The following is a 22,664-nucleotide window of genomic DNA, read 5'->3' on the forward strand; positions in this document are numbered from 1 at the left end:
GGAGTGAACCATGTCGCACTATGACCCGCTGATCGACTCTGCCGCTGCAAGGCTTGGCAAAGTGCTGGAGCAGCTGGGGTTGCAGGTCAGCACTGCTGAATCCTGTACTGGAGGCGGGATTGCCGAGGCGATAACCCGGGTTGCTGGCAGTTCGCGCTGGTTCGAGACCGGCTTCGTCACCTACGCCAACGCCAGCAAGAGCCGTTGGCTTGGGGTGGACGCAGAGGTTATCGACGCACATGGCGCGGTGAGTGAGCCGGTGGTCAGAGCGATGGCTTCCGGGGCCAAGGAGGCTGCCGGGGCAGCGATGGCAGTAGCGGTCAGCGGTATTGCCGGCCCTGATGGCGGTAGCGCCGAGAAGCCGGTAGGAACGGTCTGGTTCGGTTGGGCGCTGGCAGACGGTAGCGTCGTCAGCGAGTGCAAGCGCTTCCAGGGGGGGCGGCGAGAAGTGCGCGCGCAGACGGTTCTGCATGCGCTTGAGCGGCTGGTAAAAGAAGCTCAGCAGCAGGCTGCGAACCGGTTGTCAGTCTGAGTGAAATCGGGGGTAGGCGGGCCATTTTTTCTGTGGAATAATACTGACCAAATATACAGTAGTTGATCGGTCGGTCGCCTCGGTGCCCGCCCCAAGCCAAGAGGATGCGAAATGGACGAGAACAAAAAGAAGGCGCTGTCGGCTGCCTTGAGCCAGATTGAACGTCAGTTTGGCAAGGGCGCGGTGATGCGCATGGGTGATCACGAGCGTCAGGCTATTCCGGCCATCTCCACCGGCTCGCTCGGACTGGATATCGCCCTCGGTATTGGCGGCCTGCCCAAGGGCCGTATCGTCGAAATCTACGGGCCGGAGTCTTCCGGTAAGACCACGTTGACCCTGTCTGTCATTGCCCAGGCGCAGAAACACGGTGCGACCTGTGCCTTCGTCGACGCCGAGCACGCGCTGGACCCGGAGTACGCTGGCAAGCTGGGCGTCAACGTAGATGACCTGCTGGTGTCTCAGCCTGACACAGGCGAACAGGCACTAGAAATTACCGACATGCTGGTCCGCTCCAACGCGGTTGACGTGATTATCGTCGACTCGGTGGCGGCGCTGGTGCCCAAGGCTGAAATCGAAGGCGAAATGGGCGATCACCACGTCGGTGTGCAGGCCCGTCTGATGTCCCAGGCGCTGCGTAAAATCACCGGTAACATCAAGAACGCCAACTGTCTGGTGATTTTCATCAACCAGATTCGCATGAAAATCGGCGTCATGTTCGGTAACCCGGAAACCACCACTGGTGGTAACGCGCTCAAGTTCTATTCCTCCGTTCGTCTCGACATTCGCCGTACCGGCGCAGTCAAGGACGGTGATGAGGTGGTCGGCAGTGAGACCCGCGTCAAGGTCGTCAAGAACAAGGTGGCCCCGCCGTTCCGTCAGGCCGAGTTCCAGATTCTGTACGGCACCGGCATCTACCACAACGCGGAGATCATCGATCTGGGTGTGCAGATCGGTCTGGTTGAAAAGTCAGGCGCCTGGTACAGCTACCAGGGCAACAAGATCGGTCAGGGCAAGGCCAATGCGGCCAAGTTCCTGCAGGAAAACCAGCAGATCGCGGACGAAATTGAGAAGGCTATCCGTGATCAGTTGCTGGCCAAGCCGAGTAAGGCCAAGGCGGAAGCTGAGGCTGACGCCGAACTGGAAGGCTAAGAGCTGAGTGTGATGCGTTCGCGCGCCGCGTTGGACAGTCCGCTGGCGATTCGTCGCTCAGCAATGGATTTGCTGGCGCGGCGCGAGCATAGCTACAGCGAGCTGCTGGGCAAGCTACGTCAGCGCGGCGCCCCGACTGAGGCGGCAGAGATTGAGCTGGACCGTCTGGTCGAAGATGGCTTGCTCAGCGATGCGCGTTTTTGTGAAGCCTATCTGTATGCCCGTAGTCAGCGCGGTTACGGGCCTGCCCGTTTGAGAGAGGAGCTGCGCCAGCGTGGTGTGGCCGAGTCGCTGGTTGAGCGGACATTGGCGGAGTTTGATCAGGACTGGTCAGCTCTCGCCCAGCGTGTATTCAACAAACGGTTTCCCGAAGGTCGAGCCAGTGACGCTGCCGAGCGCGGTAAGCAATTGCGCTTCATGCAGTACCGCGGTTTTGGTGGTTTTCAGGTTGATTGACGAAGTCGATCAAGGCTCGCAAGCTACCCTGATCCCGCTCATTGAAGTCAAAGCACAGCCGTGTCAACGACCCTAACTCGGGCTCATCCTGTTCCATCGCGCAGACGCCTTGCTGAACAAACCCACCTGATTTGCAAATATGCCCGAAGCGGGCGTCCAACTGAGCCAGAGCCTGTTCGTTCAGTGGCTGGTTCAAGCGCAGCATGAACTGCTCGTCGACGCGCCTGGAAGAGTGGTAGTTGCTATAGAAATCTAGTACCACCTGCATCGCCTGAGCGGGGGATGCACAGGGTGTCAGCAGGTTGATGTCGTCCGGCTTGATGTAGTGGCTGTCTGCCAGGTGGCTTTGGACGAACTGCAGGAATGCTTGCCAGTACTGACCATCTGGCTGATCGAGCAGAATGATCGGCACCATCGGGCTCTTGCCTGTTTGCACCAGTGTCAGTACTTCCAGCGCTTCATCAAGGGTTCCAAAGCCACCGGGACAAAGGATCAGCGCGTCGGCTTCCTTGACGAAGAACAACTTGCGCAAAAAGAAGAAGCCAAACGACAGGTCGTGGCTGGTGCCGTGCACTACGTTGTTGGAGCGCTGCTCGAAGGGCAGAGTGATATTGAAGCCCAGGCTATGATCCAACCCAGCGCCTTCGTGGGTGGCGGTCATGATGCCGCCACCAGCGCCGGTAATCGCCATGTAATCGTTGGCTGCTAGCTCCGCGCCCATCGCGCGGGCAAGCGCATACAGGGGGTGGTCGGTTGGCGTGCGTGCCGAACCAAAAACCGTTACCTTGCGCCGCCGCTTGAATATTTCCATGCGGGCAAACGCTTGTTCCATCTCGCGGATGGTGTGCAGCATGATCTTGGCGTCCCAGCGATTGCGGTCTGCCTGCGCCATGCGAATAACATCCAGCAGCATGTCGCGGTAAAGCGGTGCGTTCTCGCTGTCCGCGGCGCAAAGTTGAATCAGTTCGTCGACCTTGACCGGTATTTCGCTACTACCGGTTTGCCAGTGACGACTGAGAAAATCGGCCGGATCGTTGTCTTGCATTGGGTGGACGCCTTAGAGAGTTTGGCAGTGGTCGGCAATAAAACTCTGGGTCAGCACGGGCTGGTGACTTTCCTTGAGGACGAAGTGATAGGTCAGGGTCGCTCCCATATCCAGCAGGCGACGGAAGCGCAGGTCGGTGCAAACGCTCGACTGCAACTGGCTGCGGATCAGTAACGGGTCCTCCTGCATGCGTTGGGCATAGTCGGGATTGACTGCCAGGCGGTTGATCAACTCATCGCCCTTGGCAGTGAAGCCAAGGTCAGTAATGTTGCTGTTAATCTCTCGCGGGGTGTTCTCGCTGCTCTGGGCGGCAACCTGCTGCAGGGTTTCCGTCAGGCGAATATCACGCAGGGAGGCTGCTTGAATGGGGGCCGCCAGGCTCGCGGCGAGAAGCAGGGGTAACCAGCGCATTGTCTTTCTCCAGATCAGATCATCTTGGTGCTGCGACTTCCCTTTCAGACCACGACTCCGGCAACTGGTTCGCGGTGGGTAACACACTGTTAGCGCGCCATCGGTCAGCAATGAATCGAGTAGAATGCTGGCATTGTGATGCTGTACCTGTCTAGCCTAGGAGTTAAGGGATGTCGGATAAGCCCGGCCATGCGGTCAATCGCTTACGCGAACAAGCGGTTGCGCGCTCCACCCGGCCGTTCAAGGCGCGTGGCGCAAGGGTGCAGCGTTGCCCCGGTTGTCAGCTGGCGCATTGGGCCTGTATCTGTGCGCAGCGTCCAACGCTGGAATGCGGAGTCAGTTTCTGCCTGCTGATGCATGCCTATGAACCGCTGAAGCCGACCAACACCGGTCGGTTGATTGCAGATTGTCTGCCGGATACCCGTGCCTTTGTCTGGGCCCGTACCGAGGTGGATCCGGCCTTGCTGGCGGTATTAGCCGACCCGCGCTATCAGCCCTACGTGGTCTTTCCCGGGGAGTACGCGTTGCCGGAGCAGCCGGTGTGCCGCTCGATTGGCCCCGAGGGTGGTCGCCGGCCACTGTTGATCATTCTTGATGCAACCTGGACGCAGGCACGCAAGATGTTTCGCAAGAGCCCGTACCTGGCCAGCTTGCCTGTGCTCAGCCTGCATACCGAGCGACTTTCCCGCTATCGACTGCGTCGCTCCAGCCGCGATGACCATTTGTGTACTGTCGAAGTGGCTGCGGCGTGTCTCGAATTGGCGGGGGAGGCGCTGGTCGCTCAGCAACTTGACGATTACTTCGAACTATTCAGCCAAGGCTATATGGCCTCCTGCCGACAGCGTTCTCAGTGATGCCCGGCTGGCTCTTGCTGCACCGCAACGGCGGCTTGCTTGCGCCGATCCAGATAGATCGGTACCAGCTGCGCGGTCAACATACCAGCCAGCATTAACCCACAGCCGAGCAGTCCCCGCGGGGAGAGTGTTTCTCCCAGAATCAGCCAGCCAGCGAGGGCGGCGAACACGGCTTCCAGACTGAGGATAATGGCCGCGTGGGAGGTGATTGCATCCTTTTGGGCGACGACCTGCAGGGTGAACGCCACACCCACAGCCAGAATACCGCCGTAGAGGATGGCCGGCAGGGCTTCAACGATGGCCGCCAGGCTGATGGGCTCGAAGACCAGCGCGAGGCTTAGGCTGACCACAGCGCAGACCAAAAACTGAATGAACGACACGATAATCGGGTCGTAGCGGCTGGCCAACGCGCCGACCAGCAGCACGTGCACTGCCCAGAAGCAGGCTCCCACCAGCTGCAGCCAGTCACCGGGGGCGACGGTGAATTCACTGGTTACACTCAGCAGCACCATGCCGACCAGTGCCATGACGGCTCCGGCCCAGGTGCCGCGATGGGTGCGCATGCCGATAAAAAGACCAAATACCGGCACCAGAATGACGTACAGTCCGGTAATGAAGCCGGAGTTGGTGACGGTGGTGAACATCAGGCCAATCTGCTGCAGGTTGATGCCGAGCGTCAGCACTGCACCAAGGGCCATGCTGCCGAGCAGCATGGCTTTGCCCATACGTGGTTGAGCGTTGCTCTTGGCCGGTTTGCGCAGTAGCCAGATCAACGGCATGACTGTGATGGCGCCAATCAGAAAGCGCAGGCCGGTGTAGAGGAACGGGCCAATATGGTCCATGCCCAGACGCTGGGCAACAAAGGTACTACCCCAGATCAGAGCAGTGATCAGCATCAGCACATCGGCACGATAGTGGCGCAAGTTCATTCAGGCAGGCTCGGCAGGCAAAAGCGCTATTATCCTCGGCGGCCGGCTGAATTTGCCAGATACAGCTGTTGGTGCAGACTGTACCGGAACAAAGGTGGCATTGACTGGAACGCCTCTGGCTGGCAGTCTCAGCCTGCTTGTCTCAGCCAATAACAAAAACGACTGCCAGGACACCTCGCATGGGTCTGACCTATGACATTTTGATCGCCGACGACCATCCCCTGTTTCGCAGCGCTCTGCGCCAGGCCTTGCACGACGGTCTGGGCGAAACCATCAGCCTGAGCGAAGTGGGCAGTATCAGTGAGTTACAGCAGCGCATGGCTGAGCGAGCGGATTGGGATCTGGTTCTGCTGGATTTGAATATGCCCGGCGCCTATGGTTTTTCGGGGCTGGCCCAGATGCGTGGCCAGTATCCGCAGATTCCCGTGATTCTGATTTCCGCCCAGGAAGAGCCGACAATCGCCCGTCGTGCGCGTGATTTCGGTGCCAGCGGGTTTATCCCCAAGTCCGCCAGCCTGGAGGACATTCAGGCCGCGGTCCAGGCGGTGCTTGATGGCGGTATCTGCTGGCCGGCCGGGATCGACAACCCGCCGGGCATGAGTGACGAACAGCAGCAGATCAGCGAGCGTGTTGCCAGTCTCACGCCGCAGCAGTTCCGCGTGCTGACCATGGTTTGCGACGGGTTGCTGAACAAGCAGATCGCCTACGAGCTGGATGTTTCCGAAGCAACCGTCAAAGCTCACGTTACTGCCATCTTCCGCAAGTTGAACGTGCGCACCCGCACCCAGGCGGCGCTGGTGCTGCAGCAGATGGAGCTCGCAAGCTAGCGCAGCTACGACGGAAGTCTGCTGGGCAAAGGCTTCCGGCACTGCCAGACTGCAGGTTGTGACACTGTTGCGGGTTGAACGCGCCTCATGATGCTTTCCGGTGGGCTGGTAGCCTTCATATTTCTGCTCTACATGGCCTTGCTGTTTGTCATCGCTTTTTGGGGTGATCGAAACGCGAGTGTGCTGAAGCCGCGTCTGCGGGTTTGGATCTACAGCCTTTCGTTGTCGGTTTGGTGTACCAGCTGGACCTTCTTCGGCTCGGTTGGCATGGCGACCAATCAGCTCTGGGGCTTCTTGCCTATCTACCTCGGGCCTTTGCTACTGTTTCTGTTCGGCTGGCGCCTTTACGCGCGCATGATCGCTATCAGCAAGCAGGAAAATATCACCTCCATCGCCGACTTCATCGCCTCGCGCTACGGGAAGTCGCAAAGCCTTGGCGTAGTGGTGTCGCTGCTCTGCCTGGTCAGCGTTCTGCCTTACATTGCCTTGCAGCTCAAGGGGATAGTGCTGGGCTACAGCCTGCTCAGTGGTTCGACCGCAGGTGCCGAAACAACGCCTAATGCGTTTGGTGCGGAGGATACAGCGCTGGCTGTGACGCTGGTGCTGGCGCTATTTACTGTGCTGTTCGGCACCCGCAGCCTGGATGTCACCGAGCACCATCGCGGCATGATGCTGGCGATTGCCTTCGAGGCGCTGGTCAAGTTGCTGGCGTTTCTGGCGGTTGGTCTGTTCGTGGTGTTTGGTCTGTTTGGCGGTGCGGTGGATTTGTTCAACCAGGCACGTGACAGCGCGGTACTGGATGGTTATTGGCAGCAGGACACGCCGGTGGTTGGCATTTTGCTGCAGACGTCCATCGCGATTTTTGCGTTTATCTGCTTGCCGCGGCAGTTCCAGGTGGCCGTGGTGGAGAACAGTGAGCCGGGTGATCTGCGCCTGGCGCGCTGGGTATTTCCGGTGTATCTGCTGCTGGCCGGTCTATTTGTGGTTCCCATTGCGCTGGCCGGGCAGATGCTGCTTGGTGGCGGTATGTCGGCCGACTCCTATGTGATCAACCTGCCGCTGCTGCAAGGAAGTCCGGTTCTGGCCATGGCAGCGTTCCTTGGCGGGGCATCGGCGGCCTCAGGTATGGTCATCGTGGCTGCGATTGCGCTCAGCACCATGGTGTCGAATGATGTAGTGCTACCCATTCTGTTGCGTAATCGTGTGCGTCCCGAGCGCTCTTACGAGCAGTTCCGCGGCTGGTTGCTGAATGTGCGTCGCACCAGCATTCTGATTATTTTGCTGCTGGCCTATGTCGTCTATCGCATGATTGGCAGCGAGACCAGTCTGGCCAGTATCGGTCAGGTGGCGTTTGCCGCGATCGGTCAGCTGGCACCGGCAATGTTTGGCGCGTTGTTCTGGAAGCAGGCCAACCGCACCGGTGTGCTTGCCGGGCTGTTGGTTGGGATTGTGCTATGGCTGTATTTGCTGGTGTTGCCGCTGGTTGGTGCCGGGCTGCATTGGCATACCCACCAGTTGCCGGTCATCGAGTCGGTGCGCAATGCAGCGGCGGATTGGGGGGTGGACGCACTGACGTTGGCCAGTGTGGTTTCGCTGGTGTGCAACTTCCTGGTCTTTGTTGCCGGCTCGCTGTTCAGTCGCACCCGGGTGCTGGAGCACTGGCAGGCCAGCCGTTTTGTCAGTCAGGACAGTGAGCCGTGGATTGGTGGTCCGGGCAAGGTGTTGCTGCGCGTTCGGGTGGACGATCTGCTCGAGCTGGCCTCGCGCTTTGTTGGTGAAGAACGCGCCGAATCGGCCTTCAACCAGTATGCGAAGCGTCTCGGTGGCGGTTTACACGGCAGCCAGACGGCCGACTCTGGCTGGATTACCTTGACCGAGCGTTTGCTCGCCGGGGTGCTTGGCGCGTCCTCCGCCCGGCTGGTGGTGAAAGCCGCGATTGAAGGCCGTGACATGCAGTTTGATGATGTAGTGCGCATCGTCGACGAAGCCTCCGAGGTGCTGCAATTCAACCGCGGCTTGCTGCAGGGCGCGATTGAGAACATCAGTCAGGGCATCAGCGTGGTCGACAAGTCGTTGCGACTGGTGGCCTGGAATCGTCGCTATCTGGAGATGTTTCAGTACCCGGACGGACTGATTGCGATTGGCCGTCCGATTGCCGACATCATCCTGCACAATGCCCAGCGTGGGCTGTGTGGTCCTGGTGACCCGCAGATGCATGTCGATAAGCGTATTTCCTGGATGCAGCAGGGCACACCGCATCGCTCTGAACGCATGTTCCCGGATGGCAGCGTGATTGAGATCATCGGAAACCCGATGCCGGGCGGTGGCTTTGTCATGAGCTTTACGGATATCTCGGCTTTCCGCGAGGCCGAGAAAGCGCTGCAGGAGGCCAACGAGAGTCTGGAGCGACGGGTGGATGAGCGCACCCGCGAACTGTCGCAGCTGAATCAGGCACTGCTACAGGCGCAGGCGCAGACCGAGCGGGCCAGCCAATCGAAAAGCCGCTTCCTGACCGCCGTCAGTCATGATCTGATGCAGCCGCTGAATGCGGCGCGGTTGTTCTCTGCTTCGCTGGCGCATCAGTCCGATATGCCGGCAGAGGTCGAGGAGCTGGTGCGCCACCTGGACAGCTCGCTGGCTTCGGCCGAAGAACTGATTTCCGATCTGCTGGATATCTCGCGCCTGGAAGCCGGTCGTATTGTGCCTGAGCTAGGCGACTTCGCGCTCAGCGAGCTGTTAGACCCGTTGCGCATTGAGTTCAGTGCGCTGGCGGTCGAACAGGGCATTGATCTGCGCATCCACAGCAGCCGCCTGCGGGTGCGCAGCGACATGCGCCTGCTGCGGCGGGTGCTGCAAAACTTCCTCACCAATGCTTTCCGCTATGCCAGCGCCGCCCGTGTGGTGCTCGGTGTACGGCACCTGCGAGGTGCCGTGCGGATCGAGGTCTGGGATCAGGGGCCAGGTATCCCGCAGGACAAGTTGCAGCTCATCTTTGAAGAGTTTCAGCGGCTGGACAGTCATCGTACCCAGGCTGAAAAGGGGCTTGGGCTTGGATTGGCGATTGCCGATGGTCTGTGCCGCGTGCTTGGGCACGAGCTGAGTGTACGTTCCTGGCCGGGCCACGGCAGTGTGTTCAGCGTCACCGTGCCGATGGCGAGTACACCGCGGATGGTGCGCAGCCGGACGGTCCAGCCTGAACTGCCGCCGCAGTTCGAGGGGGCACCGGTGTTGTGTATCGATAATGAGAGCAGCATTCTGGCAGGCATGCAGAGTCTGCTTGGGCGCTGGCAGTGTCGCGTGGCGGTTGCACGTGACCGGCAGGAGGCGCAGCGGGTGCTGGATCAAGGGTTTGTACCTGAACTGGTTCTGGTCGACTATCACCTTGATGATGGCGACACCGGCACCCAACTGATGCTCTGGTTGCGCGAGCGCCTTGGTTCCGATCTGCCTGGCGTGGTAATCAGCGCTGATGGACGTCAGGACGTGCTTAGCGAGATTTCGCTGGCGGGACTGTCCTACCTGCCCAAGCCAGTGAAGCCGGCGGCGTTGAGAGCGCTGATCAGTCGCCATATCGCTTTGGCATAAGCCCAGACCGTAACAGTTGTGCAGGGTGTTACGTTACAGCTGTATCTGTTCTGTTTTTGTTGGGCCGGATAGGCTGTTGCTTTCAATATTCTGATACTGCCTCAGCCTGCCGGTTAGCCCCATGTCTGCCAAAACCAATGCCCTGTTGCGCGGCGCGCGCGACACTGTTCCTATGCTGATCGGCGCTTTGCCGTTCGGTATCATCTTTGGCACGCTTGCCGTTGCCAGCGGGATTTCTGTGCCTGCAACGCTGTTGATGTCGGCGCTGGTCTTTGCCGGGTCTTCCCAGTTCATTGCGGTCAGCCTGATTGCCAGTGGCACGGGATTGTTCGTGTTGTTGCTTACCACCTTCATCGTCAATCTGCGACATATGTTGTACAGCGCCAGCCTGATGTCTTATGTCCGTCATCTGCCGCAGCGCTGGAAGATTCCGCTGGCGTTCTGGTTGACCGATGAGAGTTTTGCTGTGGTACATCGTCACTATCAGGATCCGCAGATGCCTGACGAGACCAAGCACTGGTACTTCCTCGGCTCCTGCATTGCCATGTACAGCAACTGGTTTATCTGCACGCTGATTGGTGCCCTGCTGGGGAATGCCCTGCCGGGTCTTGCCGGTTGGGGGCTGGATTTTGCCATGGTCGCGACTTTCACCGGCATTGTCGTGCCGCTGCTGCGCACCCGGCCGATGCTATTGGCTGCGGTCGTCGCCGGTGTTGTCGCGGTTCTGGCCTATGATCTGCCTTGGAAGCTGGGGTTGATGCTTGCCGCTTTGGCAGGTGTGGCTACCGGTGTGCTGGCTGAGCGCTGGGCGCTTGGACAGCGAGCCGAGGAGGTCGCCAATGAGTCAGTTTGAGATTGCCCTCCTGCTGGGCATGGCCACCATTACCTTTGCCATTCGCTACACCCTATTCGCAGTTGGAGACCGGGTACGCTTCAGCCCGCTGGTGAAGCAGGGGCTGGGGTATGTTCCGGTTGCCGTGCTGACGGCGATTATTGTCCCGGCGATGTTGATGCCGAACGGAGAGGGGCTGCAGTTGACGCTGGATAACGCCTATCTGGTCGGTGGCATTGTTGCTGCACTGATTGCCGCGTTCAGCCGCAACCTGCTGTTGACCATCTTCGGCAGCATGCTGGTGTTCTTTCTCTGGCGCTGGTGGCTGTTCGGCTGATCACCAGAGCGAGACGCGCTTGCTGCTCAGCGCGACCAGCATCAGTGCCAGCGCTGCACAGGAGATGATGCTGGTAAAGCCCAGCACGGTCGGCGCAAAGCCGATCATGTCGCTGACAAAGCCGACGCCCAACACCACCGAGGCCATGGTCAGGTAGGCCATCAGGTAAAACGCTGAGTTGATTCCGCCGCGCTGATCGGCCGGTGCGGTGTTGCTGATGGAGGCGATGCCGACCACACCGGTCGCGCCAGCGCCGCAGGCCGTCGCCAGAGTGGCGAGGGTGAACATCCAGGGTGAGCTGTAAAGCACCGCGGCGGCCATGACGCCCAGACCGATGATCAATGTGGTCGGGCCGACCAGCAGCAGGCGATCCAGAGGCTGGCGTTTGCAGGCAAATTGACTTATCCCTGCCATCAACTGCCAGCCGGCGGCGAACAGTCCGGCCTTGGTGCGGTCATCGATGCCCACCAGCTTGGTTGCCAGCGACGGGCCAAGGGAAGCATACAGGCTGCCGGTAGACCAGGCCAGACAGATGGCCGCCGCAGCAAAGATGAACGCGCCGAGCATTTCCCGTGGCACCTTGATGGTCGTCGGGCGCCATGCGCGCCAGCGGAAATCGGGGTGGCGCTGGCCTATATCGGCAGGCCAGGGAATGAGCAGCAGCAGGGCAACGGTCATGCCGCCCAATATCAGCGTCACCGCAAATGGCCATATCAGTGCGGCATCGCCCAGGCCAAGCATCAATGAACTGACGGTCGGGCCAGCAAAGGCGCCCAGGGTAAAGAACAGCGCCGACAGGGTGGCGGCCCGTGTCCAGTTGCCATCCGGCTCCAGCTCCACCAGCGCGGCAGAGGATGCACCGGTAACAATTCCCGTGCCGATGCCGGTTAGCACCCGGGCGATTCCCAGGCCGTAGATATCACGGGCCAATATGAACATTACTGCGCCAGCCAGAATAAACAGCAGGCCCGGTACCATCATCTGGCGGCGGCCGATCTTGTCTGACAGCGAGCCCAGGGTGAGCAGGGTGGTTACGACGCCGAGTACATAGATCGAAAATACGGCGGTCAGTGCGGTGGAGGAAAACCCCATCTTCGCCTGCCAGACCGAGTACAGAGGGGTGGGCACGTTGCTGGCGAAGATGGTCGTGAAGATCGCCATGAGTGCGGCGACCATCGCCAGGTGGCGATGGGATGCTGCAGTGTTGGCTGGCGAAAGGCCTGACATCTTCACGTTCCCCCTCGGGCAAAAGCGGGCATTATCGCAAAATCCCTGGCTCAGCGGACAGCCAGTGCGGCCATCACCGTTGCTGATGGGGCGCCGGTTCGGCGAGTGAGCGTGACAACTCGGCAATCGACAGCGGCGCTCTTGCGTCCAGCGCCCGCTCGGCCATCAGGCGCAATGCGGCGACATCCGGTCGTCGTTGTGGCCATTGCTCCACCTGCGGGATCAGTCGAACCTCGCCGGTTTCGGGGTCAACGGTAGCCAGGGCGAAGCGGAACGGATGGTAGCCGCTCATGCCAAGGCGCAGATCGGTCGCCACCCACTGCCCATCGATCAGGTCGTAACGCAAACGCTCGCCGGTAAACCAGCGCAGTCGTTGATCCTGCGGTGACTCTGCCAGCGCCTGCTGCGCCTCACTGGCATGGGTCGGCAGCGCCGTAAGGGTGAGCGGTTCACGATCCAACCAGCCGACCAACCCCTCATAATACGTATCGCCGTCGACCGCCATCACCCGCCAGAGCAGGGTATTGAATGGCGTCGGCGTGCTGAAGGTCGCCTGCGGCTCGATACCTTGCTGTGCCAGTGCTGCATGAAGCTGGTGTTCTGCCATCTGCTTACCGATCAGCGTGCTGCCGAGATACAGCGAACTGAGCAGCAGACCGGCGTATTGCCAGCGTAAACCGCTGCGGCCAAGGCCGATAAACAGCCCCACCAGCATCGCTAGCAGCAGTGGCAGGGTGTAGAGCGGGTCGATGATAAAAATGCTGGAAATAGCGATCGGCGGGATCGGCAGTGGCCAGAACAGCTGGGTGCCGTAGGTGGTGAAACTGTCGAGCAGAGGGTGGGTGCAAAGCACCAACGCCAGAGTGGCAAACAGCCGTCGGCTGCTGTATTCCGCGTTCGGCCAGCGCTTGCGGATCAGCCACGTCAGCAGCGCCGCAAGTGTTGCCAGCACGAGCAGAGAGTGGCTAAACCCGCGGTGGTAGGTCATATCGGCCACGGCGTCGCCGTAGTCGATCAGCACATCCAGATCGGGCACCGTGGCGAGCGCAGCGCCGTAGATCAGCGCCTTACGGCCTTGCCAGCGGCCAAGCATCGCGCCTTGGATCGAAGCGCCGAGAACGATCTGGGTAACTGAATCCATGGCAAGACTCCGCAGGGTGAGATGCACAGACTACTGCATCTCGCTGTCTCGCGCAGTCCTGCCACGTTTCCCGGTTTTTCAGCTCAGGTCGTGCTGACGGTCCAGCTCAATGCACTGGTCCAGCAGTTCCAGGTAGGCTTTGCGGCTCTTGACCTTGGTCTGGCGGAACGCAGTCATATTCAGCGCTGCCAGCTCTTTGGCTTTGGCCATGGCTGCCGCCTCCAAGTCATCGGCGGCGACTACCTTGTCGAGGAAACCGGCGGTTACGGCTTCTGCCGGATCGAACATTTCGGCATTGATCACCGCGCGGCCGAAGGCTGCTGGCGTCAGGCGGGCACGGGCCAGCTCAATGCCGGCGTGGTGCATGGTCATGCCGATGGCGGTTTCGTTCAGACCGATCTTGAACGGACCCTCAACGCCCAGTCGGTAATCGGACGACAGCAGCAGAAAGGCGCCCTTGGCAATCGCGTGGCCGGTGCACACGGCAACGATCGGGAAGGGATGGGCAAGCATGCGGCGCGACAGTGTCGAGCCGGAAGCGACCAGCGCCTTGGCCGCGTCCGGGCCCGAGGTCATGACTTTCAGATCATAGCCGCCGGAGAAAATGCCGGGCTTGCCGCTCAGTACCACCACGGCGCGGTCTTTTTCCGCCTGATCCAGCGCAGCGTTAATCGCAGCGATCATGTCGGGCGACAGGGCGTTGACCTTGCCATTGTCCAGGCTCAGGTGGGCAACGCCGTCAGCGAAACGATAGGAGACCAGCTCGCTCATCAGAAAGTCCTCACATAGTAAAGTCCTACGGCATCAGTGCCGCAGCAGAAAGCAGGCAGTTTACCAACTAATTTATGACTGGCGAGTCCGCGGCAGTCACAGCCACGAGTGGTTGAAAACAATGGAAAAAGGGTTTGCCAAAGCGCCTGCGTTTCGATACATTAGCGCGCCTCGGTAGCAGGGTAACCTGTGACCGAGATCCGGAGAGGTGTCCGAGTGGCTGAAGGAGCACGCCTGGAAAGTGTGTATACGTTAATCGCGTATCGAGGGTTCGAATCCCTCTCTCTCCGCCATACAAACAAAAAAGCCCCAGCGCAAGCTGGGGCTTTTTTGTTTGTGCGGTGAAACGACGGAAGAGAATCCTAATGGTTCGACCGGAGCCAGTATCGCTGGCGAAGGAACGTTGGAGCGCAGCGACGACGGCCAGAGTGCTGGCCCAGCCGTAGGGCGAGGCGCTCAGCGCCGAGTAATTCCTTTCTACCAGAAAATGAAGGACCTTGGCGCAAGCTGGGGTTTTTCTTTTTTAGCTTCCGAAACTGTCGACAAACTGTCGAGCGGATCTGCAGCGCAGACTCCTCAGCGAGTTACCAAGCGCACTGTGCGGGTATCGCCAGCGTGGTATGCCGCAATCTTCAGCCCCCACTTTCTCTCTCCTGCCAAAGTGATCAGCGCTATCGCTGAGGGTTTCTGCGTGCCGCAAAAACGCGAGCGCGCCGGCGGGGCTCATGCCGCGCACGATAGCCCGCTCGAATCTGCTCGACCATGCCCAGAATCTTGGCAGTCAGGAGGGCTGAAGCAGAGAGCTTTCATTGGCCGGTTTGGGGCGCGAACGACGCCAAGAAAAACATGATCTGGTTAACCAGTTGAAAATAATTCTCAAAAAATGATTTGCATCAACTAACGTATGTCTAGGTGCTGATACATTCAACAGTGTCAGTATTCGGCTTTACGGCTGTTTATTAATGGTCGTTTGAATGGATTTGCCCTTGCCTGTGCGTCGTGTCAGGGGTGAATGCGGACAGGGCTTCATTCTTCTGGAGGTGTCCAATGGACAGTGCACCCGAGCTTGAGAAAGATAAGAGCCAGGATCTGGCTTCCCGTTTTCCCACTGCATATTCGATACTTTTCCTTCTTATCATTCTGATGGCCGGCCTCACCTGGATCATTCCGGCAGGCAAGTATGACCGCGAGATGAATGAGGCGGTTGGACGTGAGGTGGCGGTCGCCGGGACTTACCATCAGGTTGAGCCGAATCCGCAAGGCATCGTTGAGGTGATGCTGGCACCCGGTGCAGGTTTTTACGATCCGGACAGTTATGTTGCCAATGCAATTGATGTGGCGCTGTTCGTGCTCTTTCTTGGGGGCTTTCTCGGGGTAGTGAATGCCACTGGCGCCATTGATACCGGCATACGGTCGGCGATGGTCCACCTGAAGGGCCATGAAATCTGGATGATCCCCATACTCATGAGTCTGTTTGCCATCGGTGGCACGACCTATGGCATGGCTGAGGAGACGCTGGCGTTCTATGCCTTGCTGATTCCCGTGATGATGGCGGCGGGGTATGACTCCGTCACCGGCGTGGCGATCATTCTGGTCGGTGCCGGCATTGGTGTGCTTGGCTCGACAATCAACCCGTTCGCGACGGTCATTGCCGCTAATGCGGCGGGTATTCCTTTCACTGACGGGATTATCCCGCGGTTCGTGATTCTGCTCGGCGGTCTGGTGATCTGCATCGCCTATGTAATGGTCTATGCCCATCGGGTGAAGCGGGACCCGTCCAGGTCTGCTGTTGCCAAACAGTTTGAAGAGCACAAGGCCTTTTTCCTGAAGCGTCAGGAAGCTGAGCAGCATAGTGATCACCTGACTGGCATACAGTCGGTTGTGCTCGTGCTGTTTGCGGTGACGTTCGCAGTGATGATCTGGGGCGTTTCATCGCAAGGCTGGTGGATGGCACAAATGGGCGCGCTGTTCCTGGGCGCTGCGATCGTTATCGGCGTGATTGCGCGGCTGGGTGAGAAGGGTCTCACCAATCATTTTGTTGACGGTGCCAGAGAGTTGCTGGGTGTGGCATTGGTTGTTGGGCTGGCGCGCGGGATTGTGGTGATCATGGAAAACGGCCTGATCGCAGACACCATGCTGCACAGCGCAGCACAAGCACTGGACGGGGTTGGCGGGTTGGCTTTCGTCAATCTGATGTTCTGGATTGAGGCGGCTATGAGTTTTCTGGTGCCATCGTCTTCCGGACTGGCCGTGCTGTCCATGCCGATTCTTGCTCCTTTGGCCGATTTCGCTGGCGTAGGACGCGACCTCGTCGTAACTGCCTATCAGTCCGCAAACGGGCTGGTGAACTTCATCAATCCGACATTTGCAGTCGTGGTTGGCGGGCTTGCCATTGGCCGGGTTTCCTATGACCGCTGGCTGGCTTTCATCTGGCCTCTTTTGCTTATTTTGATCCTGTTCATAACCGTCGTTCTGAGCATTTCCACCCTGCTTTGAGCGGTTCACCAATGGAATATGGAGAAATGGATATGTCTGTACAAAAGCTTGGTGTGCATTCTGAAACTGGGCGTCTGCGCCAGGTGGTTGTCTGCCGGCCTGGTTTGGCGCACCGGCGCTTGACCCCTGGTAACTGCCAGGAGCTGCTGTTTGATGATGTGTTTTGGGTAAAACAGGCTCAAAAGGATCACGACGTCTTTACCCAGGCGATGCGCAACGAAGGGGTGGAGGTGTTGGACGTCAACACCCTACTGGCAGAAACCCTCGATAATGCAGAAGCGCGCAGCTGGGTGCTCGATCACCGAATTACCGCAGACCAGGTAGGGGTGGGGGCGAAAGCGGAGCTGGCCAGCTGGATGAAAGAGATTCCGAGTGAGCTGCTGGCGACGCACCTGCTGGGTGGCTTGACGGTAGAGGAGTTGCCATTTGAGCCTTCGGGGCTGTTCGGCAGTTACATCGGGCACCACGGATTTGTATTGCCGCCGTTGCCAAACGCGCTCTTTACTCGGGATAACAGCGCCTGGATCTATGACGGTGTCGTGGTTAACCCCATGTACTGGAATGCCCGTCGTCCGGAGACTCTGCTGAATACCGCCATTTACAAGTTTCACCCGAACTTCGCTGGCCGCACGAACATTCACTGGGGTGACCCGACAGTCGACCATGGCTTGGCGACCCTTGAAGGGGGCGACATCATGCCCGTCGGCAACAAGACGGTACTGGTTGGCATGGGGGAGCGCTCCTCGCCGCAAGCGGTCGGCCAGTTGGCGCAGGCCCTGTTCGCCAAAGGCGTGGTCGAGCGCGTGCTGGCTTTCCGCATACCCAAGTCCCGTTCGGCCATGCACCTGGACACCGTTTTCACCCTGTGCGGTGGCGATGTGGTGACAACCTTCAAGGAAGTGGCGGATGAACTGGTGTGCTACGACATCCGCCCCGGTAATGTTGAAGGCGCACTGGATTTCCGTCAGGACCCGCGGCCGATCTTCGAGATCGTGGCCGAGGTGCTCGGCTACAGCAAGCTGCACATTGTGCCCACGGGTGGCGCTACCGAGGAGGAGCGGGCACGTGAACAGTGGAATGATGGCAACAACGTGTTGGCGATTCGTCCCGGCGTAGTCATCGGTTACGACCGCAATGACGATACCAACGCTGAGCTGAAAGCAGCGGGTATTGAAGTGCTGGAGATTCCTGGCGCCGAGCTTGGCCGTGGCCGTGGCGGCGGCCATTGCATGAGCTGCCCAACGGCACGTGACCCGCTGTGAACAGGACAGGAGATAACAGGTTATGGCATTCAATCTGAAAAATCGTAGCTTTCTGACGCTACGTGATTACACGCCGAAAGAGATCGCTTTTCTGCTGAAGTTGGCAGCCGATCTCAAGGCGGCCAAATACGCCGGTACCGAGCGTCCTGGTCTGCAGGGCAAGGATATTGCGCTCATTTTTGAAAAGAGCTCCACCCGAACCCGCGTTGGGTTCGAGGTGGCCGCCTATGATCAGGGCGCCAGAGTGACCTATCTCGGGCCTTCCGGGAACCACATTGGTCACAAGGAAACGGTCAAGGATACCGCGCGGGTGCTTGGCCGAATCTATGACGCCATCGAGTACCGGGGGTTTGGGCAAGAGGTGGTGCAGACGCTGGCCGATTACTCGGGTGTTCCGGTCTACAACGGGCTGACGGACGAGTTTCACCCAACCCAGATTCTGGCTGACTTCCTGACCATGCAGGAGCATGTCGACAAACCGTTGCATCAGGTTGCCTACGCCTTCCTCGGCGATGCGGGCAACAACATGGGCGACAGTCTGCTGATCGGTGGCGCCAAAATGGGCATGGATGTGCGCCTCTGTGCTCCGCGTGCCTGCTGGCCTGAAGAGAGCGTGCAGCGTGAGGCTCAAGACATCGCAGAGCAGACTGGTGCGCGTCTCATGCTGACCGAGAGCGTGGATGAGGCTGTGCAGGGAGTGGATTTTATCTACACCGATGTCTGGGTCTCCATGGGCGAGGCCAAGGAGAAATGGGCAGAGCGCATCAAGTTGCTCAAGCCCTATCAGGTCACCCGCGAGGTGATGGAGAAAACCGGTAATCCGCGTGCCTGCTTTATGCATTGTCTTCCTGCCTTCCACAATACGGAAACCGCTGTCGGCGCTGAAATTCAGCGTGAATTCGGCCTCGATTGCATGGAAGTGACGGAGGAGGTATTCGAGAGCCCGGCATCTATTGTGTTCGATCAGGCGGAAAACCGAATGCACACCATCAAAGCGGTTCTGGTCGCGACCCTGGGAGGCTAGCATGCTGATCGTCGTCGCTCTGGGGGGCAATGCTCTGCTCAAGCGGGGAGAGGCCATGACCGCAGAGACCCAGCGGGCCAACGTGAACAAGGCCGCTGCCGCGCTGGCGGAGCTGATCAAGGAAGGCCATCAGATAGTGATCACCCATGGCAATGGGCCGCAGGTCGGCCTGTTGGCCCTGCAGGGCGCGGCCTATCGACCTGCTGGCGCCGACCCGCTTGATGTGCTGGGTGCCGAGACCGAAGGCATGATCGGTTATATGATCGAGCAGGAGCTGGAAAATGCCATCAATCACCAGAAGCCGGTCGCAACGCTGTTGACCCAGGTAGTGGTAGATCTGGCTGACCCGGCGTTTCAGAAGCCGACCAAGTTTGTCGGGCCTGTCTACGAAAAGGCCGAAGCTGAGCGCAGGGCCGCTGCCGCCAACTGGTCGATTGCGCAGGATGGTGACAAGTGGCGTCGCGTGGTTCCGTCGCCGGCGCCGCTTGAAATTCCGGACTTGTCAGTGCTGAAGATACTGCTGCGCAATGATGTGATTGTCATCTGCGCGGGGGGTGGTGGCATTCCCGTGGTACGTCGGCGCGATGGCAGCCTTGTTGGCGTGGAGGCGGTCATCGACAAGGATGCGGCCAGTGCACTGCTTGCAGAGCAGATAGATGCCGATGCGTTGCTTCTATTGACCGATGTTGACGCGGTATACCGTGATTTTGGTACGCCGCAGGCCCAACGGGTGAGTGCTCTGAGCGTGGATGATCTCGACCACATCAGCCTGCCGGCGGGCTCGATGTTGCCAAAGGCAAAGGCCGCAGCGCGGTTCGCAGGAACCGGCAAGATCGCAGCTATCGGCCGTCTGGAGGATGCGTCAAGCATTCTGCGAGGGAGCGCCGGGACGCGAATCGGCTGACGGTAACCGGGCTACTCCGTCAAACAAAGAGGGCCTTGGCGTAAGCCAAGGTCCTTTTTATTTGTGCTCTGGTTACCCTCGCGATAATCCTATGCGTCGCACCGAGTCAGCGAATCATTTACCTGTGCTGCCGCTTTCTGCCTCAATTTTCACCCTTGTTCCCGTCGCCATCTCGCGCAATGATCGGGTTGTGCGGCAGTGTACCGCGTCCCCGGATTGGTCCGGGTCCAATGACAAGGAGTGGGTATGGCGTCGGCTGTGAGTTCGCAGGGTGAATGGCGCAACTGGTCAGGGTCGCAGCGTGCGATGCCTGGGCGTTGGTGGCGTCCGGGTAGCGAGGACCAGCTGGTTGCGCTGTTGCAGGGCTCGACCGGTGAGGTTCGGGTAACCGGGGCGGGGCATTCGTTCAGTGCACTGTGCAAAACGGCAGGGAATCTGGTTTCTCTTGATCATCTGAGCGGGCTGGTATCCCACGACGCTGAACGGCTGACGGCCACTGCGATGGCTGGCACGCCGTTGCATGAGTCGGGCTGTGTGCTTTGGCCGCTCGGGCAGGGACTGATCAATCAGGGCGATATTGATGCGCAGTCGCTGGCGGGCGCCTGCGGTACTTCGACTCACGGCACCGGGCTGGGCTTGGGGTCGTTCTCTGCACTGGTGCGTGGACTGCGGCTGGTGACGCCGAGCGGTGAGGTGATCGACGCTGATTCCTCGCGCAATGCGGACATTCTGCAGGCGGGGGCAACTTCGCTTGGTGCGCTGGGCGTGATCACCCAGATCACCCTGCAAAACCGACCCAATTATCACCTGGCGGAGCGCGAGTACCTGCTGCCGCTGGCTGAGGTGCTGAGCTGTTTTGAGGGGCTTGCACGGAATAACCGCCACGCCGAGTTCTGGGCGTTTTTCCGCACCGACAAGGCTGTCGTGAAGGTACTAAACGAGTCAACCGAGCCGCCGACCCCACAGCCCCGTTTTAATTTGCCGGTCGACAGGGTGCTGGATATCACCTCACGGATTGCCCACGGGGTGGCAGGCGCAGATGCGTTGATGCAGCGGTTGTTGATCGCGCTGCACTCGGAGGTGCGTCGAGTCGGGCGCTCCTACCAGATTTTCCCTAGCCCGCGGGCGTCGCGCTTCAATGAAATGGAATACGAGCTGCCGTTGGCGCGGGGCCTTGAATGCGTCGAAGAGGTGCTGACGACGGTGCAACGCTCGTCGCTGCGCACGTTGTTTCCGCTGGAGTACCGCACGGTGGCGGCAGATGAGGCTTGGCTCTCGCCGTTCTACGGGCGTGACAGCGCGTCCATCTCGATTCATCAGCATGTCTGCACGGATTACCGCCCGCTGTTCAACCTGGTGGAGCCCATATTCTGGAAGTACGGCGGGCGGCCCCATTGGGGCAAGTTGCATTCGCTGGATGCGGTGCGACTGGCGGAGCTGTATCCGCGCTGGGATGACGCTTGCCGCGTACGTGAGCAACTGGACCCGCAAGGGCGGATGCTCAACGATCACTTGCGCACGCTGCTGGTGATGCCATGACAGGACACAATGCGTACTTCGGCCAACTGCAGGCCGCCTTGCAGCAGGAAGGTGAGTTGCTGCCGCGGCTGATCGTCGATCTGGATCGTCTGGATCACAATATTGATCAGGCGGTGGCCTTTGCCACGCAGACCGGCAAGGCACTGCGGCTGGTGGAGAAGTCGCTGCCGTCGTTCCAACTGCTTGATTATGTAGCTCGGCGAGCGGGCACCCGGCGTCTAATGTCGTTTCACCAACCCTTTCTTAACCTCGACGCGCAGCACTGGCCGGATGCCGACATTCTGCTTGGCAAGCCGCTGCCGGCGGCGTTAGCTGAACGTTTCTATCGGTTGCATCAGGGTGAGTTTGATCCGCAGCGGCAACTGCAGTGGCTGATCGATTCGCCTGAGCGGCTGCTGCAGTATCTGGCGTTGGCACAGCGGCGCGAGATTCGCCTGAACGTGAATATCGAGCTGGATGTGGGTCTGCATCGTGGCGGCATTCCCGAAGGCGAGGCCGGTGTGCTGATGCTGCGTGAGCTGCTGCTAGTGATTCAACGACACCCGCAACATCTGGCCTTTACCGGTTTTATGGGTTACGAGCCGCATGTGGCGATGGTGCCGCGGCTGTTGGGGGCACCGGAGCATTTACTCGCACAGGCAATGGCGACCTATCAGGCGCTGGTGGAGCAGGTGCAGTGTGAGGCGCCGGTCCTCTGGGCTCAGGCGTTGGCAGCGGACGGTCAGCCCGCGCTGACACTCAACACCGCGGGTAGCCCGACCTATCGCTTGCATGATCAAGAGCGGATCAGCAACGAGCTGGCGCTCGGCAGCGGGCTACTCAAACCCACGCATTTTGACCTGCCGAGCCTGGCCGATCACTTGCCGGCGCTGTTTATTGCTACACCGGTACTAAAACGTGCGCCTTCGCTGACCTTGCCCGGCCTTGGTCGCTTGCCGCGGCTACTGTCCCGACTGTCCGCTCGGGGCCGTGAGGCGATGTTTGTCTACGGTGGCAACTGGCTGGCTGATCCGGTCTCGCCTGGTGGGTTGGCGCCGAGCTCACTTTATGGCAGCAGCTCCAATCAGCAGTTGTTGCTGGCGCCCGCCAATACGGCACTGCAGCCTGATGAGCTGGTGTTCCTGCGTCCCAGGCAGAGCGAAGCGGTACTGCTGCAGTTTGGGGATCTGCTGGCGGTGCGCGGCGGGCAGGTGGTCGAGCGATGGCCGGTGTTCGCTGACTGATTGCTGCTGCCGATTTGGGCTTGATCACATTTCAGGCCTTTATCGGCACCTAGCATGCTCTGGCTCGATAGCATGACCGGGATTGCTGCTACGACAGCTCAGGACGAGCTGCGACGAAAC

At 59.7% G+C, this 22,664-nt stretch carries 20 protein-coding genes and 1 tRNA gene; 15 read left to right on the plus strand and 6 right to left on the minus strand.

All coding sequences use genetic code 11. The features are described 5' to 3' along the window. Positions 1–10: 10 nt before the first annotated feature. The 3 genes from C1949_RS03225 to C1949_RS03235 all read left to right on the plus strand — a co-directional run bounded on the left by C1949_RS03225 (position 11) and on the right by C1949_RS03235 (position 2,137). A complete protein-coding gene (locus C1949_RS03225; protein WP_104737044.1) occupies positions 11–532 on the plus strand; it encodes a CinA family protein in 522 nt (173 codons plus the stop codon). A gap of 111 nt (positions 533–643) precedes the next feature. Then, a complete protein-coding gene (gene recA / locus C1949_RS03230) occupies positions 644–1,681 on the plus strand; it encodes a recombinase RecA (RefSeq protein ID WP_104737045.1) in 1,038 nt (345 codons plus the stop codon). A 12-nt stretch (positions 1,682–1,693) separates the two neighbouring features. Further along, positions 1,694–2,137 carry a regulatory protein RecX gene (locus C1949_RS03235; RefSeq protein ID WP_104737046.1) on the plus strand — a complete coding sequence of 148 codons (444 nt, stop codon included), beginning with the start codon at positions 1,694–1,696 and terminating at the stop codon, positions 2,135–2,137. Here the strand turns inward: C1949_RS03235 and C1949_RS03240 are convergent. Next, positions 2,097–3,182, minus strand: a complete 1,086-nt coding sequence (locus tag C1949_RS03240; RefSeq protein ID WP_104737047.1) for an LOG family protein — start codon at positions 3,180–3,182, stop codon at positions 2,097–2,099. The genes C1949_RS03235 and C1949_RS03240 overlap by 41 nt on opposite strands. 12 nt (positions 3,183–3,194) lie before the next feature. Further along, a complete protein-coding gene (locus C1949_RS03245) occupies positions 3,195–3,593 on the minus strand; it encodes a PA3611 family quorum-sensing-regulated virulence factor (protein ID WP_104737048.1) in 399 nt (132 codons plus the stop codon). 170 nt (positions 3,594–3,763) lie between these two features. On the opposite strand from C1949_RS03245, the gene C1949_RS03250 reads away from it, so the two are divergent. Beyond that, positions 3,764–4,447: a tRNA-uridine aminocarboxypropyltransferase gene (locus C1949_RS03250; protein ID WP_104737049.1), complete on the plus strand. Its 684-nt coding sequence runs from the start codon at positions 3,764–3,766 to the stop codon at positions 4,445–4,447. On the opposite strand, the gene C1949_RS03255 is transcribed toward C1949_RS03250, so the two are convergent. Continuing rightward, positions 4,441–5,376, minus strand: a complete 936-nt coding sequence (locus C1949_RS03255; protein WP_104737050.1) for a DMT family transporter — start codon at positions 5,374–5,376, stop codon at positions 4,441–4,443. The genes C1949_RS03250 and C1949_RS03255 overlap by 7 nt on opposite strands. Before the next feature lie 179 nt (positions 5,377–5,555). Here C1949_RS03255 and C1949_RS03260 point away from each other — a divergent pair, with 179 nt between their 5' ends. From C1949_RS03260 to C1949_RS03275, 4 genes are all read left to right on the plus strand, one after another. Further along, a complete protein-coding gene (locus tag C1949_RS03260) occupies positions 5,556–6,203 on the plus strand; it encodes a response regulator (RefSeq protein WP_104737051.1) in 648 nt (215 codons plus the stop codon). Positions 6,204–6,290: 87 nt separating this feature from the next. Further along, positions 6,291–9,788, plus strand: a complete 3,498-nt coding sequence (locus C1949_RS03265) for a hybrid sensor histidine kinase/response regulator (protein ID WP_104737052.1) — start codon at positions 6,291–6,293, stop codon at positions 9,786–9,788. A gap of 121 nt (positions 9,789–9,909) precedes the next feature. Continuing rightward, positions 9,910–10,641, plus strand: a complete 732-nt coding sequence (locus C1949_RS03270; RefSeq protein ID WP_104737053.1) for an AzlC family ABC transporter permease — start codon at positions 9,910–9,912, stop codon at positions 10,639–10,641. Further along, positions 10,628–10,957 carry an AzlD domain-containing protein gene (locus tag C1949_RS03275; protein ID WP_104737054.1) on the plus strand — a complete coding sequence of 110 codons (330 nt, stop codon included), beginning with the start codon at positions 10,628–10,630 and terminating at the stop codon, positions 10,955–10,957. The genes C1949_RS03270 and C1949_RS03275 overlap by 14 nt, the downstream gene beginning before the upstream one ends. Here the strand turns inward: C1949_RS03275 and C1949_RS03280 are convergent, their stop codons facing one another. The 3 genes from C1949_RS03280 to C1949_RS03290 form a co-directional block, all read right to left on the minus strand. After that, positions 10,958–12,184, minus strand: coding sequence for an MFS transporter (locus C1949_RS03280; protein ID WP_104737055.1), 1,227 nt, complete (start codon positions 12,182–12,184; stop codon positions 10,958–10,960). A 73-nt stretch (positions 12,185–12,257) separates the two neighbouring features. Beyond that, positions 12,258–13,325 (minus strand): metal-dependent hydrolase, encoded by a 1,068-nt coding sequence (locus C1949_RS03285; RefSeq protein WP_104737056.1) that lies wholly within the window; start codon positions 13,323–13,325, stop codon positions 12,258–12,260. 78 nt (positions 13,326–13,403) lie between these two features. Further along, positions 13,404–14,096, minus strand: coding sequence for a crotonase/enoyl-CoA hydratase family protein (locus C1949_RS03290; RefSeq protein ID WP_104737057.1), 693 nt, complete (start codon positions 14,094–14,096; stop codon positions 13,404–13,406). 202 nt (positions 14,097–14,298) lie between these two features. Between C1949_RS03290 and C1949_RS03295 the strand changes: the two genes are divergently transcribed. The 7 genes from C1949_RS03295 (at position 14,299) to C1949_RS03325 (ending at position 22,544) form a co-directional block, all read left to right on the plus strand. After that, positions 14,299–14,389 (plus strand) — tRNA-Ser (locus tag C1949_RS03295). Positions 14,390–15,143: 754 nt separating this feature from the next. Further along, a complete protein-coding gene (locus C1949_RS03300) occupies positions 15,144–16,592 on the plus strand; it encodes a YfcC family protein (RefSeq protein ID WP_104737058.1) in 1,449 nt (482 codons plus the stop codon). A 26-nt stretch (positions 16,593–16,618) separates the two neighbouring features. After that, positions 16,619–17,854, plus strand: a complete 1,236-nt coding sequence (locus tag C1949_RS03305) for an arginine deiminase (RefSeq protein WP_211287069.1) — start codon at positions 16,619–16,621, stop codon at positions 17,852–17,854. A 22-nt stretch (positions 17,855–17,876) separates the two neighbouring features. Continuing rightward, positions 17,877–18,878: an ornithine carbamoyltransferase gene (gene argF / locus C1949_RS03310; RefSeq protein WP_104737059.1), complete on the plus strand. Its 1,002-nt coding sequence runs from the start codon at positions 17,877–17,879 to the stop codon at positions 18,876–18,878. 1 nt (position 18,879) lies between these two features. Then, positions 18,880–19,782, plus strand: coding sequence for a carbamate kinase (arcC, locus tag C1949_RS03315; protein ID WP_104737060.1), 903 nt, complete (start codon positions 18,880–18,882; stop codon positions 19,780–19,782). 246 nt (positions 19,783–20,028) lie between these two features. Then, on the plus strand, positions 20,029–21,321 hold the full coding sequence (locus C1949_RS03320; RefSeq protein ID WP_104737061.1) for a D-arabinono-1,4-lactone oxidase: 1,293 nt from the start codon (positions 20,029–20,031) through the stop codon (positions 21,319–21,321). Then, positions 21,318–22,544 carry an alanine racemase gene (locus C1949_RS03325; RefSeq protein ID WP_104737062.1) on the plus strand — a complete coding sequence of 409 codons (1,227 nt, stop codon included), beginning with the start codon at positions 21,318–21,320 and terminating at the stop codon, positions 22,542–22,544. Before C1949_RS03320 ends, C1949_RS03325 begins: the two co-directional genes overlap by 4 nt. The last annotated feature ends 120 nt before the right edge of the window (positions 22,545–22,664 follow it).

The organism is Halopseudomonas oceani, assembly GCF_002903165.1.
Taxonomy (GTDB): Bacteria; Pseudomonadota; Gammaproteobacteria; order Pseudomonadales; family Pseudomonadaceae; genus Halopseudomonas; species Halopseudomonas oceani.

What these genes read in the sequence shown, in the direction of transcription:
- C1949_RS03300 (WP_104737058.1), top strand. Translation starts at nt 15,144, where the DNA reads ATGGACAGTGCACCCGAGCTTGAGAAAGATAAGAGCCAGGATCTGGCT.
- C1949_RS03235 (WP_104737046.1), top strand. Translation starts at nt 1,694, where the DNA reads ATGCGTTCGCGCGCCGCGTTGGACAGTCCGCTGGCGATTCGTCGCTCA.
- C1949_RS03325 (WP_104737062.1), top strand. Translation starts at nt 21,318, where the DNA reads ATGACAGGACACAATGCGTACTTCGGCCAACTGCAGGCCGCCTTGCAG.
- recA (WP_104737045.1), top strand. Translation starts at nt 644, where the DNA reads ATGGACGAGAACAAAAAGAAGGCGCTGTCGGCTGCCTTGAGCCAGATT.
- C1949_RS03240 (WP_104737047.1), bottom strand. Translation starts at nt 3,182, where the DNA reads ATGCAAGACAACGATCCGGCCGATTTTCTCAGTCGTCACTGGCAAACC.
- C1949_RS03280 (WP_104737055.1), bottom strand. Translation starts at nt 12,184, where the DNA reads ATGTCAGGCCTTTCGCCAGCCAACACTGCAGCATCCCATCGCCACCTG.
- arcC (WP_104737060.1), top strand. Translation starts at nt 18,880, where the DNA reads ATGCTGATCGTCGTCGCTCTGGGGGGCAATGCTCTGCTCAAGCGGGGA.
- C1949_RS03285 (WP_104737056.1), bottom strand. Translation starts at nt 13,325, where the DNA reads ATGGATTCAGTTACCCAGATCGTTCTCGGCGCTTCGATCCAAGGCGCG.
- C1949_RS03260 (WP_104737051.1), top strand. Translation starts at nt 5,556, where the DNA reads ATGGGTCTGACCTATGACATTTTGATCGCCGACGACCATCCCCTGTTT.
- C1949_RS03275 (WP_104737054.1), top strand. Translation starts at nt 10,628, where the DNA reads ATGAGTCAGTTTGAGATTGCCCTCCTGCTGGGCATGGCCACCATTACC.
- C1949_RS03290 (WP_104737057.1), bottom strand. Translation starts at nt 14,096, where the DNA reads ATGAGCGAGCTGGTCTCCTATCGTTTCGCTGACGGCGTTGCCCACCTG.
- C1949_RS03265 (WP_104737052.1), top strand. Translation starts at nt 6,291, where the DNA reads ATGATGCTTTCCGGTGGGCTGGTAGCCTTCATATTTCTGCTCTACATG.
- C1949_RS03225 (WP_104737044.1), top strand. Translation starts at nt 11, where the DNA reads ATGTCGCACTATGACCCGCTGATCGACTCTGCCGCTGCAAGGCTTGGC.
- C1949_RS03255 (WP_104737050.1), bottom strand. Translation starts at nt 5,376, where the DNA reads ATGAACTTGCGCCACTATCGTGCCGATGTGCTGATGCTGATCACTGCT.
- C1949_RS03305 (WP_211287069.1), top strand. Translation starts at nt 16,619, where the DNA reads ATGGATATGTCTGTACAAAAGCTTGGTGTGCATTCTGAAACTGGGCGT.
- C1949_RS03250 (WP_104737049.1), top strand. Translation starts at nt 3,764, where the DNA reads ATGTCGGATAAGCCCGGCCATGCGGTCAATCGCTTACGCGAACAAGCG.
- C1949_RS03270 (WP_104737053.1), top strand. Translation starts at nt 9,910, where the DNA reads ATGTCTGCCAAAACCAATGCCCTGTTGCGCGGCGCGCGCGACACTGTT.
- argF (WP_104737059.1), top strand. Translation starts at nt 17,877, where the DNA reads ATGGCATTCAATCTGAAAAATCGTAGCTTTCTGACGCTACGTGATTAC.
- C1949_RS03320 (WP_104737061.1), top strand. Translation starts at nt 20,029, where the DNA reads ATGGCGTCGGCTGTGAGTTCGCAGGGTGAATGGCGCAACTGGTCAGGG.
- C1949_RS03245 (WP_104737048.1), bottom strand. Translation starts at nt 3,593, where the DNA reads ATGCGCTGGTTACCCCTGCTTCTCGCCGCGAGCCTGGCGGCCCCCATT.